Here is a 14,794-nt window from a genome sequence, read left to right as displayed (position 1 = left end):
TCCTTCCGTGCGGTGGCGGCGATGGTGCCACTTCAGCACACGGACCCCGGTCGGCTTCGGTTCAATCCCCGGTTCGGATGTGGACGTTTGGGTCCGATGTCGGAAATCGCTCAGCAGTTGGACGTGAAGCAGGGCCGGCGGCTCAGCGCGTCGAACAGCACGCTGCGGAAGTCGGCGCCGCTGAGTGCCTGGTAGGCCTTGCCGCCGGTGACCGAGGCGAGCTGCTGGAGCACGCCCATGTCGGCGTCGGGGCCGAGCCCGATGCCGATGATCTGGATCGGCCGGCTCGGGTCGGCCTCGGCCCTCAGCGCCGTGATCAGCCCGTCCAGGTCGGTGCCGCCGGTGGTCTCGTTGCGGCCGTCGGTGATCAGCACCTCGGAGTTGACGCGGGTGGCGTCGTAGCCGTCGCGTAGCACTCGATACGCCTGTAAAGCGGTGTCGTACAGCGCGGTACTGCCGCCGACGCGGGTGGGCAGGGACTGTGCGGCCTGTTGCAGGGCCTGTCGCTGCGGTGAGCCCGAGGTCTTGCCGCCGAGCGGGCCGAGCGGCACGAGTTCGTTCCCGTGCTCGGAGAACGTCCACAGGCCGACGGCCGTCGTGTCCGGCATCAGCGACATGCCGACCAGCGCGCCGTCCCGGGCGACCTCGATGCGGGACTGGCCGTCGGGCATGGGTTCGGCCATCGAGCCGGAGGTGTCGATCACGGCCAGGGTGCGGCCGTCCAGGTGGATCACGTCCCAGGCCCGCAGCACGGTCGTCACCTGGGACGCGGTGGGCGTGGGCAGCCTGGTCGGGGTGTCCATCCGGACGCCCTGCCGTGCCGGCCACGCGGCCCGGCCGCCCGGTTCACGGAAACCCGCTTCGCTCAAGGACTTCGCCGTTGTGTCGGCCCGCAGCCGACGGTCGAACGCGTCGGCGGCGGCGCCTGTTCCGTGCTGCTCCTCGGCCGTGGCCACGCGGACCACGGGGTAGTCGAACAGCACCGAGCCCTCGGTCGGGTACAGGGCGACGGCGGCCACGTCCGAGCTGCTGTTGTGCGCGATCACCGACTGTTCAGTGGCGGTGAACAGCGGGGCCTTGGCCGGGTTCTTGGTCATCAGCTGGTAGCAGGTGTCGATGTCCCGCTGCGTCGAGTCGCGCAGCCGCAGCAGCGTGGCGATGAGCTCCGGCGGCGGCGTGCCGTTCTGCGCCGGGGCCATGCCCTCGGCCAGGCCGAGCGTGGCGATGCCCTCGGTGTTGGTCAGCGGGTCGGCGATGTCCACCGGGACGTCCGGGTCCACCAGGCGTTTCCAGCTCACCGAGGACTGCGGCCAGCCCAGCTTGGCCACCTCGTCCATACCGCCGACGACTACCAGCGGTGACGATGCCAGCGAGCCCTTCGAGGTGATGTTCGGCCGTACGCCCGGCACCGCGGCGTCCTTCTCCACCGCGGTCGACGCCCACAGCGAGGAATCCGGGATCCACAGCGCCGGCGGGTCGATCGGCTTCGTCGGCAGCTCGGCGACCACATCGGCGGCCTGCTCGGCGACGACCTCGACCTTGACGCACACGCCGTCGACGGCCGACCGGTCCTTCTCGAAGCCGGTCGCGGCCTGCTGGACGACCGACTCCATGGCCGGCGTGACGGTCACCCTCAGTGGCAGCTCGCCGGTGCAGGTGCGGGCCGAGTTGGTCGCGTTCGCCGTGACGACCGCGCCGACCGCCAGCACCGCGACCAACACGGGCAGCAGGAAACGCCAGCGCCGTGACGACCGCCGGTGCCGACGCATGGCCTTGAACCACCTCCGGAGGGCATTCTTGGCCCTCGACCAACCGTCCGACACCGCCGGACGGCGTGGTGGCGATCCAGCCGACTGGCCCTAGGTGCGGCGGTCCTTGATCAGGTCGAGCTGACTCCGGGCCCAGGTGTCGTCGGGCCACTTCAGCTCGACGAGCCGGGTCAGGTCGGCGGCGGCCCGGTCGAACTCGCCCATCCCGACCAGGATCAGCGCCCGCCGGCTCAGGCCGTAGGCGTAGTCGGGATCGCGGCCGAGCGCGCGTTCGGTGTCGGCGAGCGCCTCGGGCAGGCGGCCCATTCGGAGGAGGGTCTCGGCCCGGGTGCCGAGCGCCCACAGGTACGTCGGCCGCAGCGCGAGGGATCGGCTCAGGTCCACAAGGGACTCGTCGAATCGGCCGAGCGCCTGGAAAGCGGCCCCGCGGCAGCCCAGCGCCCAGTCGTCGTCGGGGTTCGCGGCCAGCAGGCGGTCCAGATCCGGCAGCGCGTCGGCCGGCCGGCCCATGCGACGCAGCGTCTCTCCGCGCTCGCCGACGTAGACGATCCAGTCCGGCGCGAGTTGGATGGCGGCCTCGAAGTCGGCCAGTGCCTCGTCGAAGAACCGGTTGCGGCGCAAGAGAATGCCACGTTGGGCATGGGCCAGCGCGCGGGCTGAGGCCGGCAGCGACCGGTCGTCCACGAGCAGGCCGATCCGCTCGGTGTAGTCGGTCGTCTCGACCAGTTCGGTGCCGCGCCGAATGATCTCGGGGGTCTCGGTCTCGCGGCCGGCTTGCAGGATCATCGACGCCCACTGCACGGACATCGACCGGCGAACCGAGAAGGCGGTGATCAAGCCCTCCAGCGCCTGCGGCAATGCGGCCGCCCGATCGGCGCACAGCAGGTGATAGGCCCGCTCCAACGGCTCCGCATCGGCCGCCAGCGCGAGGTGCCGCGACCGCCACTCCTCCGGCTCACGACGGCGCAGGACCCGAAGCATTTGCGACCGAACGACATCGTGGTAGTGGAAGCCGTCGGCCTGCTCGGTGACAAAAGGTTGTTGCCGCAACCAGGAAAGGTGATCGGTAGACCCGGTGGCGACCGCGAACACCTCGGCCGAGAACCGGCGGGGCAACGCGGCCGACAGGGCCGTCCGCTGCCGTGCGGGATCGGGCTCCCACTTCAGGAAGCGTTCCACGGCACTGCCGCTGTGGTCCCGCACCTCGTCGACGCTGGTCGGCTGGTTCGAGGCCAGCATCGCCACCAGCACCGGCAGCCGGCCCGACAGCGCGAGGATGTCCTCGACCACGTGGTCGTCGGTCACGTTGCGGGCGGCCAGGAAGCCGCGGGTCTCGGCTTCGGTGAAGACGTCCAGCGGCAGGTCGGTGCGGACGCTGAGGTAGTCGCCCCACAGGTTGAGGTCCAGCGGCCGCTGGCCCGCGATCACGAACAGCGTCTCCCCCGGCAGCGTGCCGTACTCGCCGAGCAACAGGTCCCGCAGCCACTGGTCGAGGAAGGGCGAGGTCCGCTCGTAGGTGTCGAAGAACAGGGCGATCGGCTTGTTCACTGCGTTGAGGTCGCGGACGAGCGCCGGCGTGAGCACCTCGGCCGGCGACATCACCAACTCGACGTCGTCACGGCTGCGGAGCTTGCGGGACAGGAAAACCCGCAGCTTGTCGACGTCCTCGGCGGCAGATTTGGCGTCGATCGGCTTGGTGAAGGCGCCGACGCCCGGCACCTCCCCGGCGACGCCGAGCCCGATCCGCACCGCGCCCTTGGTGAGCAGCGAGGACAGGCCCTCGGGCACGGTGGGATCGGCGTCGAGGTCCTGGCGGTGCTGCCGGTACGTCGCCAGCCGCTTGGCGAACTCCTTGCCGGGCCCCAGATCCGCGGCCAGCGCGGCCAGGGCGCCCGGCAGGTCGTAGGCCGCCTCGGTGACAAGTCCCGTGGCGAAGCCATGATCAGTCGCGATCCGGCGGAACTGCCGTATCAGGAAGGACTTCCCGATGCCGGCCGCCCCGTGCACGGTGAACAGGACGCGGCGGCGGGGGTCGCTGAGCGGCAGGCGCAGGTTCTCCTCGAACACCGCCACCTGCCGCTCGCGGCCGACGAACCCGCCGGCCTGCCGCCGGCGGATCAGGTCCTGCAACGTCAACGGGCGCTCGGCGGACACCCGGCACAGCCTAGTGGCCGCTGAGCACGTCCGTGGGCACTTCGGCGTCGGTGCGCAGCGCATCGAACAGGCGCGTGGCCTTGTCCTTGTTCCACACCACCACCGAGCCGGCGCCGGACACGGTCGGCGTGCTGCCGACCGGCACCGTCGTGGTGACGAGATCCTTGCTGGCCAGCGAGAACGCCAGGCTGACCAGGTGCCAGACGTGGTCGCCGTCGTTGACCGTCAGCGCGCCCGGCACGCTGGACATCAGCGGGAAGACCTTGAACGGGTTGAACATCACGCCGGGACTGGTGATCTTGCTGACCACCGCCGACAGGAACTGCCGCTGGTGCACCACCCGGTCCAGGTCGGCCGAGGGCGTGGCCCGGGTGCGGACGTAGCCCAGCGCCTGCGCGCCGTTGAGGTCCTGGCAGCCGGGCTGCAGGTTGATGCCGGCCTTCGGGTCGACCATCGGCTTGTCGATGCACATGTTCACGCCGCCGATGTCGTCGACGACGGTGGAGAAGCCGCCGAAGCCGATCTCCATGTAGTGGTCGATGTGCAGGCCGGTCGCGCCCTCGACGGTCTGCTGCAACAGCTGCGGGCCGCCGAACGCGAAGGCCGCGTTGAGCTTGTTCTTGCCGTGGCCCGGGATGTCCACATAGGAGTCACGCAGCAGGCTGACCAGCGTCGGCTTGCCGCTGGACGGCACGTGCAGCAACAGGATCGAGTCGGTGCGGGAGCCCGCCGCGTCCCCGGTGGCCAGCTGCTGCTTCTGTTCCTCGGTCAGCCCTTCACGGCTGTCCGACCCGACCATCAGCCAGTTCGTGCCCGCGCCCGCCGCGGGGCGGCCGGAGTAGTCGTGGAGCGCGTCGGTCCGCTTCAACGAGAAGTCGGCGTACACGAACACACCCAGCACGAGCAGGATCAGGACCACCAGCACGATCCCGATGACACGCCCGATGCGCACCAGACCACCTCCGCTATTGGACAGACGTCAACAATAGGGACGTGTGGCCGAGCGCGCTGGTTGCGCCCGGCCGATCGGTATCAGGGAACGCGCTGCGACAGCACCAGCGCGCCGGCCGCGCCGAGGACCGCGAGCACCGCTCCGATGGCCACGAACGGCTTGCTGACGTCGGCCTCCTGCGTCTCGTAGCCGATCTGCTGGCCCAGCGAGGCGTAGATCTGGTTCAGCTTGTCGCTGGTGTCGGCCTTGAAGAACTGGCCGCCGGAGATGTCGGCCAGCTGGTGCAGCGAGTCGTCGTCGACCGGCACCGGCACCTCCTGGTTCTGCAGGACGACCACGCCCTCGCTGGTGCCGTAGGAGATGGTGTTGATCGGGATCTTGGCTTCCTTGGACTCCTTGGCCATGGCGAACTCGTCGCGGCCGGCGGTCTGCTTGCCGTCGGACATGAGCACGATCTGCGCCGGCGGGGCCCCTTGCGCGCCGCCGAGGCCCCGTTCGAACTGCTGGATCGACTGGAGCGCCGCCGCGATGGCCTCGCCGGTGGCGGTGGCCGGCTGGAGCTGGATGTTGTCGATGGCGTCGGCCACCGGCTTGCGGGCCGTGGTCGGGCTGACGTCCACCGTGGCCGAGCCGCCGTAGGTGACCAGGCCGAGGTTGACGCCGCCGGTCATGTTCTCCACGAACGACTTGGCCGCCGCCTGCGCCGCCTTGATCCGCGACGGCTGGATGTCGGTGGCGTCCATCGAGGGAGACACGTCGATCACCAGCATCACCGTCGCCCGGTTGCGCGGCACCTTGGCTTCGGCCATCGGCCCGGCCAGCGCCGCCGTCAGCGCGATGAAGGCAACCAGGAAGAGGATCGGCGGCACCATCCGCAGCCGGTTCGGCCGCTTCGGCGCGACCTTGTCCAGCACCGCCATGTTGGCGAAGCGCACCACGTGCCGCCGCCTGCGCCGCGACACCCAGAAGTACGCGCCGAACACCGCGCCCACGCCCAGCAGGAGCGCGAACCACACCGGCGACGCGAACGAATCGATCCCCACGATGCCCAGTCAACCGGTTCGGACGTAAAACCCCCGCGAGTCCCGCCCAGGAGCACACCGAAATACGCTCTCGGACACATCTGAGCCCCGAGTCTCGCCACCCCCGTGTTGTCACATGCGGTCCGGACGTGCCTCAGGGAGGCAACAACGACGCTCATGTGACATTCGAATGTGCTTGAAGGCGTATTTCGGTGTGTCTGGGAGCGGGACTCGCAGGGGTCAGTTCAGGCCGCGCAGACCGATGGTGGGGCTGGCCCGGCGGACCATGGCGGCCGGGTCGGTGGGCAGCACGTTGTTGAGGAACTCGTACGGGTGCAGCTCGTCGGCGTCGCGGCGGCCGAGGTGCCGCCACCAGCTGGCGATGTCGTGCCAACCGGGCGCGGACAGGGATCCGCCGAAGTGCTGCACGGACAGCGCGGCGCACAGGTTGGCGAAGTTCACCCGGTCGGCCAGCGGCCAGTCGGCGAGGGTGCCGAAGACGAAGCCGGCGCCGAAGACGTCGCCGGCGCCGGTGGGGTCGAGGGCGGCCATGTTGAGGCCGCCGACGTCGCAGGTCACGCCGTGGGCGGAGTCGACGGCGTAAGCGCCGTTGCCGCCGCGGGTGACGACAACGACCGGCACGACCTCGGCAAGCTTGTGGGCGGCCCGCTCGGGGGTGTCCTCCCGGGTGTAGCGCATGGCCTCGACGGAGTTGGGCAGGAACACGTCATAACCGTCGAGTTTCCGCAGCATGGAAGGCGCCCACTGCTCGGTGGGATCCCAACCGACGTCGGCGAACAGTAGCGCCCCCTGCTCCTTCACCGCGCCGACCCACTGCTCTTCCTGAAGGTCGACGTGCACATACGCGGCCCGGGTGCGCGGCGGCGGGCTGAGCAGCTCGTCCGGCCCGACCGGCGAGGGGTGACCGTGCGTGACCATGCTGCGGTCCCGGTCCACGGCCATCGACACGGTCAGCGGCGAGTGCCAGCCGTAGAACCGCCGGCTGCACGACAGGTCGACGTTCTCCTGGTTGGCCAGCACCTCCCAGCAGAAATCCCCGTAGAGGTCCTCGCCGAACGCGGCGGCCAGCGCGGTGCGCAGCTGCAACCGGCTCAGCGCGACGGCCAGGTTGGCGATGCCGCCGGGGCTGGAGCCCAGCCCGGTGGACCACACCTCGGTGCCGGCCGCGGGCTGGTGGGCCAGCCCGGTGAAGATGATGTCCAGGAACACCGTGCCGGACAGCAGCACGTCGAACGCGGGGACCTGCTCATTTGACGCCGTTGCCACCCCTGGCACCTTAGGCGTGCCCGGCACCGCAACCAAGATCAACGACACCCGGGCGGGTGACCCGTGCTCACTTGGCCAGGCAGAACTGGTGCACGTCGAGGTAGCCGGCCCGGAACCCGGCCTCGGAGTAGGCCAGGTAGAACTCCCACATCCGGCGGAACGTCTCGTCGAAGCCGAGCGCGGCGACCTCCTGCCAACGCTCAAGGAACCGCCGCCGCCAGGTCCGCAGGGTCAGCGCGTAGTCCTGGCCGAACGCCCGGTCGTGCACGACGCGCAGCCCGGTGTGCTGGGCGACGGCGTCCTCGATGGCCTCGACCGACGGGATCAGCCCGCCGGGGAACACGTACTTGTGCATCCACGTGTACGCGTTGGCGGTGGCCAGCATCCGGTCGTGCGGCATGGTGATGGCCTGCAACCCGATCCGCCCGCCCGGCCGCACCAGCCGGTCAAGGGTGGCGAAGTAGGTCGGCCAGTAGCCCTTGCCGACGGCCTCGATCATCTCGACGCTGACGACCGCGTCGTAGTGGCCGTGCTCCTCGCGGTAGTCGCGCAGCAGCACCCGCACGCGATCGGCCACGCCGGCGGCCTGGATCCGCTGCTCGGCCAGCGCTTTCTGCTCGGCCGACAGCGTCAGCGTCGTCACGCGGGCGCCGCGCGACGCGGCCCGGATGGCCAGCGCGCCCCAGCCGGTGCCGATCTCCAGCACGTCGGTGTCCGGCCCGACGCCGGCGAGGTCCAGCACGCCGTCGATCTTGCGCAGCTGGGCGTCGACCAGGTCCTGCTCAGGGTCGGCGAACCAGCCCGACGAGTACGTCATGGTCTCGTCGAGGAAGATCTCGAACAGGTCGTTGGACAGGTCGTAGTGCCGGTGGATGTTCTCCCGCGCGCCGGCCAGGTCGTTGTCCTCGACCGACGGCTGGGTGCGCTCGGCGATCCGCCGCAGCGCCTGGAGCGGCCGCGGCACGAGGGTGGCCATCCGCGCGGCGAACGGGGTGAGCACGTCGGCCACGTCGGGGCTGGACCAGTCGCCGACCATGTACGCCTCGCCGAAGCCGATCTTGGCGTCGGCCCCGAGCCGGTGGAAGAAGTGCGCCGGCCGGTGCAGCCGCAGCACCGGCGCGTCCGGACCGCCGGCCCCGAGCACCCGCCCGTCGGGGAACTCGACGCGGACCGGGATCGTGCGCACGGCGTGCCGGAACAGCCGCTCGGCCACCGCGGCTCGCAGCGGCGTCCGCGGCACGGCGGCCAACCCGGGCCAGATTCCCTTGCTGGGCAACGGAATCGTCCTGGTCTTGGTCATGACGTGCTCTCCTCGTGCGGGGTGCGGGCAACGATGGGGATCCGCCGCAGCCACAGCGCGATGCCGTGCCGACGGATCAGCGCGGACACCCGGTGCGTGGTCAGCGGCCGGGTCACCAGCAGCTTGACCAGTGCGAACGGAGTCGCCGGGCGGCGATGGCCACGCAGTGTCGCGGTGAGTGGGGTCGTGCCGTGCTGCCGCAGCGCGATGGTGACCGACAGCGTCGGCCCGGGCTCGCCGAACCGCATCAGGTACTCGCCGCCGAGTGCCAAGAACGGCGAGACGTAGAACTCCTTGTCGACGCGAGCCCGCCCGGCGTCGTCGGGGAACAGCAGGTAGCGATGCCGTTCGCCATAGGTGTTGTGCACCTCGGCGACCACGCAGACCAGGGTCTCCTGCTGGTAGCACCAGTACACGGTCAGCGGGTTGAACACGTGCCCGAGCGACCGCGCGTTGGCCAGCATCAGCACCTTGTCGCACCAGATGTCATGGGCGGCAAGGAAAGCGTCCAGGTTCTGCCGGATCGACCGTGCGGGGTCCCCGACGTGATCACGGGATTCGAAGCGGGCGAACGGCCGCAGCCACCACGGCAGCACCGGCAGCTCGTCCAGGTCCACCAACCACAGGAACACCCGGTGCTTGAACGCGTAGTCGATGCGTTCACGCCGGGCGTGGGCGACCTCCACGTCGTACAGGGCGGCGGCTACCACGTGACGCCCAACGACTCGGCGGCGCGCACGCCCGAGGCGCAACCGTCCTCATGGAACCCCCAGCCGTGATAGGCCCCGGCATAGGCCACGGTTCCGTCGTTCAACGAGGGCAAACGCCGCTGTGCAGCCAGGGCCGACGGCGTGTAGATCGGGTGCTCGTACGTCATCCTCGCGATCACGGCATCGGGCGCGACCCGGTCCGTCGCATTGAGTGTCACGACGTACTCAACAGGGGTGTTCAACCGCATCAACCGGTTCATGTCGTAGCTGACGAGCACCGGCCCGCCACCGTCGTGGCAGCTGGTCTTGAGGTAGTTCCACGACGCCCGGGCCCGCGGGCTGACCGGCAGCACGGACGGGTCGCTGTGCAGCCACGTTTCATTGCGGGAGTACTCGAACGCACCGAGCACCTCGCGCTCCGGGACGGTCGGCGCGGCGAGTAAGCGGAGCGCCTGATCCGGGTGGGTGGCCACCACGATCTTGTCGAACTCGTGGACCTCGTCGGCATCGTCGCGCACCGCCACCCCGCCGGCCGTACGGGAGATACACCGGATGGGCGTGGAGATCTCCACCGCCGACAGACCTTTCGCCGCCCGCTCCACGTATCGGCGCGACCCGCCGACCACCGTCTTCCACTGCGGCGACCCGCCGACGGACAACATCCCGTGGTTGGCCAGGAAGGTGAACAGGTACGGCGCCGGGTAGCTCAGCGACAGCGCCTCCCCCGCCGACCACACCGCCGACACCATCGGCACCATGAAGTGCTGCATGAAGTACGTCGAATAGCCGCCGACCGCGAGGAACGCCCCCAGCGTCACGTCGCCGGCCCGCTCGTCGGCCATCACCCGCCGCGCGTGCCGGTGGAACCGCTTGACCTCGGCCAACATCCGCAGGTACCGGCCGCGGACGGCGTTGGCCCGCTGGGCGAACAGCCCCGGCAGACGCCGCGCCCCCGCGTACTCCAGGCCGCAGCCGTCACAGCGCACGCTCATGGACATCTCCGAGTCCTGCGTGGCCACGCCCAGCTCGTGGAACAGCCGCAGCAGGTTCGGGTAGGTCTGCTCGTTGTGCACGATGAAGCCGCTGTCCACGGCGACGTAGCCGCCGTCCTGGGTGGCCAGGTCGTGCGTGTGCGCGTGCCCGCCCAGCCGTGCGTCGGCCTCGAACAGCGACACGTCGTAGCGGCGTTGCAGCAGGTAGGCGGCGGTCAGCCCGGCCACTCCCGCACCGATCACCGCGATCTTGCCCCGGCTCATCCGGCGGCCCCTTCCAGGCTCAGCGGCACCCGCAGGCCCCGCGGCGACGGCTCACGCACAGCGTTCGCGATCCACCCGGGCATCGGTTCGTAATCCAGGCGACCAAGGACAAAACTTCGGACCAACCTCGTCCACTCGGGGGCCCGCCGCAGCATCGCGTGCCCGTCGCCGTGCACCTCGAACCGGCACACGTCGTCGGTGACGGCCTTGGCCCGCACCGCGTAGTCGTAGGACAGGCGCGGGTCGGTCCAGCGCTCGCGGTCACCGTGCGCCATCAGCAGCGACTTGCCGGCCAGCTGCGCCACCGGCTCGCCCGGCTCGGTCCACGGGGCCAGCGCGCACACGCCCAGCACGTCGGGATCGTCGGCGGCGTGCAGCGCGGCGCGGCCGCCCATGGAGTGGCCGACCAGCACCACCGGCAGCTCCCCGTGCTTGTCCCGCAGCCGGTCCAGCGCCCAGCGGGTGTCCGTCACCGGGTCGAGGTCCGGGGCGTTCCAGCCGCGGTACCGGTAGCTGAGCTGGGCGACGAGCAGGCCGTGCCGGCGGCCGTAGCGGGCCAGGTCGCGGGCGAACGGCACCATCCGCAGGTAGGTGAGGTTCGCCCTGGTCGCGGGCTCGTGGCTGCGGGCGCGGCCGCCGTGCAGCAGCAGGGCGACGCCGGTGGGCCGCTGCCCGCGTTCCCGCAGGCCTGGTGTGGACATGTCACTCCATTCGCACGCGACGATCATCCGGTTCGGTGTGACCTTCCGTACACCCGGCCGGCCGAATGTCCTGGCAGTGTTGAGAAGATGACCAGGGGGTGAATGACGGGCCAACGGCCGGTGCGGCATCCTTGATCAACAACGTGAGGAGCGGGCGTGAACTACGAGATCTTCAGCATGGTCAACGGACTTGCCGGCGTCTTCGGCCCGCTGGACCTGCTGATGGTCTTCGCCGCCAAGTACCTGATCTTCCTGCTGTTCGCCGGCGGCGCCGCGGTGACGTTCCTGCGGGCCAGGCAGGACGGCTGGTGGCCGGCCGGCGCGTGGCGGATCGGCCAGGTCGCCGTCACGTTGGGCATCGCCCTGGCGTTGTCGGTGACCGTTCGGATGTTCCACCTGTCGCTGCGGCCGTTCCAGACCCACCAGGTGCACATGTTGATCACCCATGACCCCGGGGTGTCGCTGCCCAGCGACCATGCCACGGCATCCTTCGCGCTGGCCATCGCCGTCTGGTTCTTCGTGTCGGCCAAGTGGGGGCCGTACTTCATGGGCGTGGCCGCGCTGGTCGCGATCTCCCGGGTGTTCGTCGGCGTGCACTACCCGGCCGACATCACCGCCGGGGCACTGCTGTCCACCCTCGCCGGCCTGGCCGTCTGGGGCGCGACCCTCCTCTGGCAGGACAAGTTCATCGCCCACTTCACGCCGGTGTCCAGCACCACTGAACGCGAGCTGGAGCGCGTCGCGTGACGTGCGCCACAGCCTGACCCATTCGGCGTCCGACGTGATCGGCTGGCGGTAGTACTGCGCGCATGGCTGAACAGAGCAGCTTCATGCGTATCGCAGTGCCGGTCTCCGCGATCGTCGTCGCCGTCTGCGCCGCGGTGGTGACGATCAAGGCGCTCACCGGTGGCATCCAGATCCAACAGCAGCGGGTGTTGGATCCGACGGCCGTGGCGCAGCAGGTGGCCGACCAGGCGACCCTCGGCGGCCAGGGCACAAACCTCAGGGCGGCGTGCCCCGTCTCCATCCCGGTCGTGTCGGGCGCCAAGTTCCGGTGCGCAATCCTGAAGGACGGCTCCCACAGCGGGGACGTCACCGTCACCATCCTCGACGACCAGGGCGAGCTGAGCGTCAGTTCGGCGTGAGACGCCGTTGTTCAGATCATGGTTGTCCAGCGCCTGACCATCGGCGCTGAACAACCCCGGTGCCGTAGACCGGAACCCGCCACCATCGCGGTGGTCAACGGAAACCGAGAAGGCTGGGATGCGCAAACTCATCGCCGCTGCTTCTGTTCTCACGGCTCTGGTCGCACCTGTCGCACTGACCGGGACGGCCTCGGCCAGCCCTGCGGCCAGCTGCACCTACTACACGGTGGAGAACGACTGGTACTGCAACAACAAGCCGGGCATCGCGGTCACCTACGCCTACAAGATCGTCGGCTACCTGGACACCGGTCGCAACGCCTTCGACTGTCGTTACGACAGCGGCGACTACCACGGCGGCCCGCACCCGTACCGCTGGATCTACACCCAGGCCGACCACACCGGCAAGTACGGGTTCGTCTCCGACAACGACATCTACGACAACACCGACCCCCTGCGTAGCTGCTGACCGGCGCGACTCAAGGTGCTCACCCGGCGAGGGCTCTCGCCGGGTGAGCTACCGGGGTGGCCCGTCCAGCCGGCCGCGGCAGCGGCGCTAGAGTCGACCGTGTGATCGAGAAAATGCGCATCGCCACGCCGGCCGGCACCTTCGACGCGCTGGCCAGCGGCGACGAGGACGGGCGGGAAGTGCTGCTGCTGCACGGATTTCCGCAGTCCTCGCTGGAATGGGAGCAGCAGCTGCGGGTGCTCGGGGGCGGCGGCTGCCGCGCGGTCGCCCCGGACCAGCGCGGCTACTCCCCCGGCGTGCGCCCCGAACACGTCAGCGACTACCGGCTGGAGGAGCTGGTCGGCGACGTCGCGGCGATCGCTAACGAGCTGGGGTGGCAGCGGTTCGACCTGGTCGGCCACGACTGGGGCGCGATCGTGGCCTGGGCGGCCGCGGCGGCGATGCCGGAGCGCGTGCGGACCCTGACCGCGGTGTCGGTGCCGCACCCGGCGGCCTTCGATCACGCCCGCGCCACGGACGAGGACCAGCACGAGCGGTCGCGGTACATCAGCACGTTCCGGGCGGCCGGCTCGGCGGAGAAGACGCTGCTGGCCGACGAGGCCGACAAGCTGCGCCGCATCTACGACTGGAAGGTGCCCGAGGACCACATCGAGCACTACCTGGACCGCTTCCAGCAGCCGGGGGCGCTGACCGCGGCACTGAACTGGTACCGGGCGATGGATCTGGGCGGCACGGTCGGGCCGGTCGAGGTGCCGACGCTGATGGTGTGGAGCACCGAGGACAACGCGATCGGCTCGGCCGGCGTGCTGGCCACCGAGAAGCACGTCACCGGGCCCTACCGGCTGGAGATCGTGGAGGACGTCTCGCACTGGATCCCGGAGGAGGCGGCCGAGGAGCTGTGCCGGCTGCTCATCGAGCATCTGCTGGCACACCGGAGCTGAGCACGCGCTCGTAGCAGAGCGAAGTCTCGCTGCCGACGTAGTCGCCGTAGGCCGGGATCGCGACGTAGCCCTCGCGCTCGTAGAAGCGGACGGCGTCGGGTTGGCCGGTGCCGGTCTCGAGCTTGAGGGTTGTCCAGCCACGGTGAACAGCGGCGTTTTCCAGTGCGCGGAGGATGGCCGTCGCTACGCCGGTGCCGCGAGCCTGCGGCTCCACGAACATGCGCTTGACCTCGGCCGACGTGTCGTCGAGTTGGCGTAGGGCGCCGCAGCCGAGCGGTGTGCCGGCGTCGTCGAAGGCGATCAGGAAGACCGCCACGTCGTCGGCGCTGGGGTGTACGCCGGGCTCGGTGTCCTCGCCGCCGTAGCGGGTCAGCACCTCCTCGCGCTGCTTTTCCCGCAGGTAGACGCCATGCGGGTCGGTCCAGGGGCGCTGCTCGATGGTCGTCACGGAACAGATGTTACGGTAACGTCTGTTACGGACGGAAGGGTGCGCATGTCACGAGCGGCGAATCCGCGGGCGGCCGAGCAGCTGTCGCAGGCGGTGTGGGACGTGCTGGCCCGGCAGGGTTTGGAGCACCTCACCATCCGGGCCGTCGCGGCGGCCGCCGGCTGCACCACCGGCCTCGTGATGCATCGCTTCCCCAACCGGCGGGCGCTGCTCCGGCACGCTCGTGAACTGCTGCACTCGCGCACCCTGGCCCGCGTGGAGGCGTTGGAGGCGGCCGCGTCCACGCCTCGGGAGGCGCTGCGGGCGGTGCTGGCCCAAGGGTTGGCCACGACCGAGGCCGGCACGGTGGAAAGCGTGGTGTGGATCGGGTTTCTCGCCGCCACGGTCGGCGACGACGAGCTGCTCGAGCTGCATCGGGTGAACACGAGGGCCTGGCGGCAACGAATCCTGCGACTCGTTGCCGCCGCTTCCCCCACGTGGTCGGACTCTGAGGTGTCGACCGCCGCGTTGGCGTTGATGGGTATGGCCGAAGGCGCCGCGGCGCTGGCCTCGGCCGACCCCGACACGTACAGCGCCGCGCTCCAGGAGGCGGCGCTGGACCGGACACTGCACGCGTTGGGACTGGATTAGGGCACTGCCGGTG

15 protein-coding genes are annotated in these 14,794 nt (G+C 70.2%); 5 read left to right on the top strand and 10 right to left on the bottom strand.

The window, feature by feature from the left end:
* Positions 1–110: 110 nt before the first annotated feature.
* The 9 genes from M3Q35_RS05565 to M3Q35_RS05525 all read right to left on the bottom strand — a co-directional run bounded on the left by M3Q35_RS05565 (position 111) and on the right by M3Q35_RS05525 (position 11,151).
* Positions 111–1,769 (bottom strand): substrate-binding domain-containing protein, encoded by a 1,659-nt coding sequence (locus tag M3Q35_RS05565; RefSeq protein WP_273940538.1) that lies wholly within the window; start codon positions 1,767–1,769, stop codon positions 111–113.
* A gap of 90 nt (positions 1,770–1,859) precedes the next feature.
* Positions 1,860–3,923 carry a tetratricopeptide repeat protein gene (locus M3Q35_RS05560; protein ID WP_273940537.1) on the bottom strand — a complete coding sequence of 688 codons (2,064 nt, stop codon included), beginning with the start codon at positions 3,921–3,923 and terminating at the stop codon, positions 1,860–1,862.
* Between the two features lie 10 nt (positions 3,924–3,933).
* Positions 3,934–4,875, bottom strand: coding sequence for an LCP family protein (locus M3Q35_RS05555; protein ID WP_273940536.1), 942 nt, complete (start codon positions 4,873–4,875; stop codon positions 3,934–3,936).
* Positions 4,876–4,955: 80 nt separating this feature from the next.
* Positions 4,956–5,918 carry a VWA domain-containing protein gene (locus M3Q35_RS05550; protein ID WP_273940535.1) on the bottom strand — a complete coding sequence of 321 codons (963 nt, stop codon included), beginning with the start codon at positions 5,916–5,918 and terminating at the stop codon, positions 4,956–4,958.
* Between the two features lie 219 nt (positions 5,919–6,137).
* On the bottom strand, positions 6,138–7,184 hold the full coding sequence (locus M3Q35_RS05545; protein WP_273940534.1) for a carbohydrate kinase family protein: 1,047 nt from the start codon (positions 7,182–7,184) through the stop codon (positions 6,138–6,140).
* A gap of 67 nt (positions 7,185–7,251) precedes the next feature.
* The gene (locus M3Q35_RS05540) at positions 7,252–8,484 is read right to left on the bottom strand and encodes an SAM-dependent methyltransferase (RefSeq protein WP_273940533.1); all 1,233 of its coding nucleotides are present in this window, start codon (positions 8,482–8,484) and stop codon (positions 7,252–7,254) included.
* Complete coding sequence (locus tag M3Q35_RS05535) at positions 8,481–9,194, bottom strand: DUF1365 domain-containing protein (protein WP_273940532.1); 714 nt, start codon at positions 9,192–9,194, stop codon at positions 8,481–8,483. The genes M3Q35_RS05540 and M3Q35_RS05535 overlap by 4 nt, the downstream gene beginning before the upstream one ends.
* On the bottom strand, positions 9,188–10,450 hold the full coding sequence (locus tag M3Q35_RS05530) for an NAD(P)/FAD-dependent oxidoreductase (protein WP_273940531.1): 1,263 nt from the start codon (positions 10,448–10,450) through the stop codon (positions 9,188–9,190). Before M3Q35_RS05530 ends, M3Q35_RS05535 begins: the two co-directional genes overlap by 7 nt.
* Complete coding sequence (locus tag M3Q35_RS05525) at positions 10,447–11,151, bottom strand: alpha/beta hydrolase (protein WP_273940530.1); 705 nt, start codon at positions 11,149–11,151, stop codon at positions 10,447–10,449. The genes M3Q35_RS05530 and M3Q35_RS05525 overlap by 4 nt, the downstream gene beginning before the upstream one ends.
* Positions 11,152–11,307: 156 nt before the next feature.
* Here M3Q35_RS05525 and M3Q35_RS05520 point away from each other — a divergent pair, with 156 nt between their 5' ends.
* From M3Q35_RS05520 to M3Q35_RS05505, 4 genes are all read left to right on the top strand, one after another.
* Positions 11,308–11,898: a phosphatase PAP2 family protein gene (locus tag M3Q35_RS05520; RefSeq protein WP_273940529.1), complete on the top strand. Its 591-nt coding sequence runs from the start codon at positions 11,308–11,310 to the stop codon at positions 11,896–11,898.
* A 62-nt stretch (positions 11,899–11,960) separates the two neighbouring features.
* Positions 11,961–12,296 carry a DUF4333 domain-containing protein gene (locus tag M3Q35_RS05515; protein ID WP_273940528.1) on the top strand — a complete coding sequence of 112 codons (336 nt, stop codon included), beginning with the start codon at positions 11,961–11,963 and terminating at the stop codon, positions 12,294–12,296.
* Positions 12,297–12,414: 118 nt separating this feature from the next.
* The gene (locus tag M3Q35_RS05510; protein ID WP_273940527.1) at positions 12,415–12,762 is read left to right on the top strand and encodes a hypothetical protein; all 348 of its coding nucleotides are present in this window, start codon (positions 12,415–12,417) and stop codon (positions 12,760–12,762) included.
* A gap of 101 nt (positions 12,763–12,863) precedes the next feature.
* Positions 12,864–13,703, top strand: a complete 840-nt coding sequence (locus M3Q35_RS05505; RefSeq protein WP_273940526.1) for an alpha/beta fold hydrolase — start codon at positions 12,864–12,866, stop codon at positions 13,701–13,703.
* Here the strand turns inward: M3Q35_RS05505 and M3Q35_RS05500 are convergent.
* Positions 13,672–14,151, bottom strand: coding sequence for a GNAT family N-acetyltransferase (locus tag M3Q35_RS05500; protein ID WP_273940525.1), 480 nt, complete (start codon positions 14,149–14,151; stop codon positions 13,672–13,674). The genes M3Q35_RS05505 and M3Q35_RS05500 overlap by 32 nt on opposite strands.
* Before the next feature lie 45 nt (positions 14,152–14,196).
* On the opposite strand from M3Q35_RS05500, the gene M3Q35_RS05495 reads away from it, so the two are divergent.
* Positions 14,197–14,781 carry a TetR/AcrR family transcriptional regulator gene (locus M3Q35_RS05495; protein WP_273940524.1) on the top strand — a complete coding sequence of 195 codons (585 nt, stop codon included), beginning with the start codon at positions 14,197–14,199 and terminating at the stop codon, positions 14,779–14,781.
* Positions 14,782–14,794: the final 13 nt, after the last annotated feature.

Origin of the sequence: Kutzneria chonburiensis (assembly GCF_028622115.1) — a bacterium.
GTDB classification, from domain to species: domain Bacteria; phylum Actinomycetota; class Actinomycetes; order Mycobacteriales; family Pseudonocardiaceae; genus Kutzneria; species Kutzneria chonburiensis.
This window is presented reverse-complemented; position numbering and strand designations above follow the sequence as displayed.

Excerpts from the sequence above, each read along its gene's own strand:
- M3Q35_RS05540 (WP_273940533.1), bottom strand. The coding sequence starts at position 8,484 with ATGACCAAGACCAGGACGATTCCGTTGCCCAGCAAGGGAATCTGGCCC.
- M3Q35_RS05530 (WP_273940531.1), bottom strand. The coding sequence starts at position 10,450 with ATGAGCCGGGGCAAGATCGCGGTGATCGGTGCGGGAGTGGCCGGGCTG.
- M3Q35_RS05565 (WP_273940538.1), bottom strand. The coding sequence starts at position 1,769 with ATGCGTCGGCACCGGCGGTCGTCACGGCGCTGGCGTTTCCTGCTGCCC.
- M3Q35_RS05510 (WP_273940527.1), top strand. The coding sequence starts at position 12,415 with ATGCGCAAACTCATCGCCGCTGCTTCTGTTCTCACGGCTCTGGTCGCA.
- M3Q35_RS05515 (WP_273940528.1), top strand. The coding sequence starts at position 11,961 with ATGGCTGAACAGAGCAGCTTCATGCGTATCGCAGTGCCGGTCTCCGCG.
- M3Q35_RS05495 (WP_273940524.1), top strand. The coding sequence starts at position 14,197 with ATGTCACGAGCGGCGAATCCGCGGGCGGCCGAGCAGCTGTCGCAGGCG.
- M3Q35_RS05525 (WP_273940530.1), bottom strand. The coding sequence starts at position 11,151 with ATGTCCACACCAGGCCTGCGGGAACGCGGGCAGCGGCCCACCGGCGTC.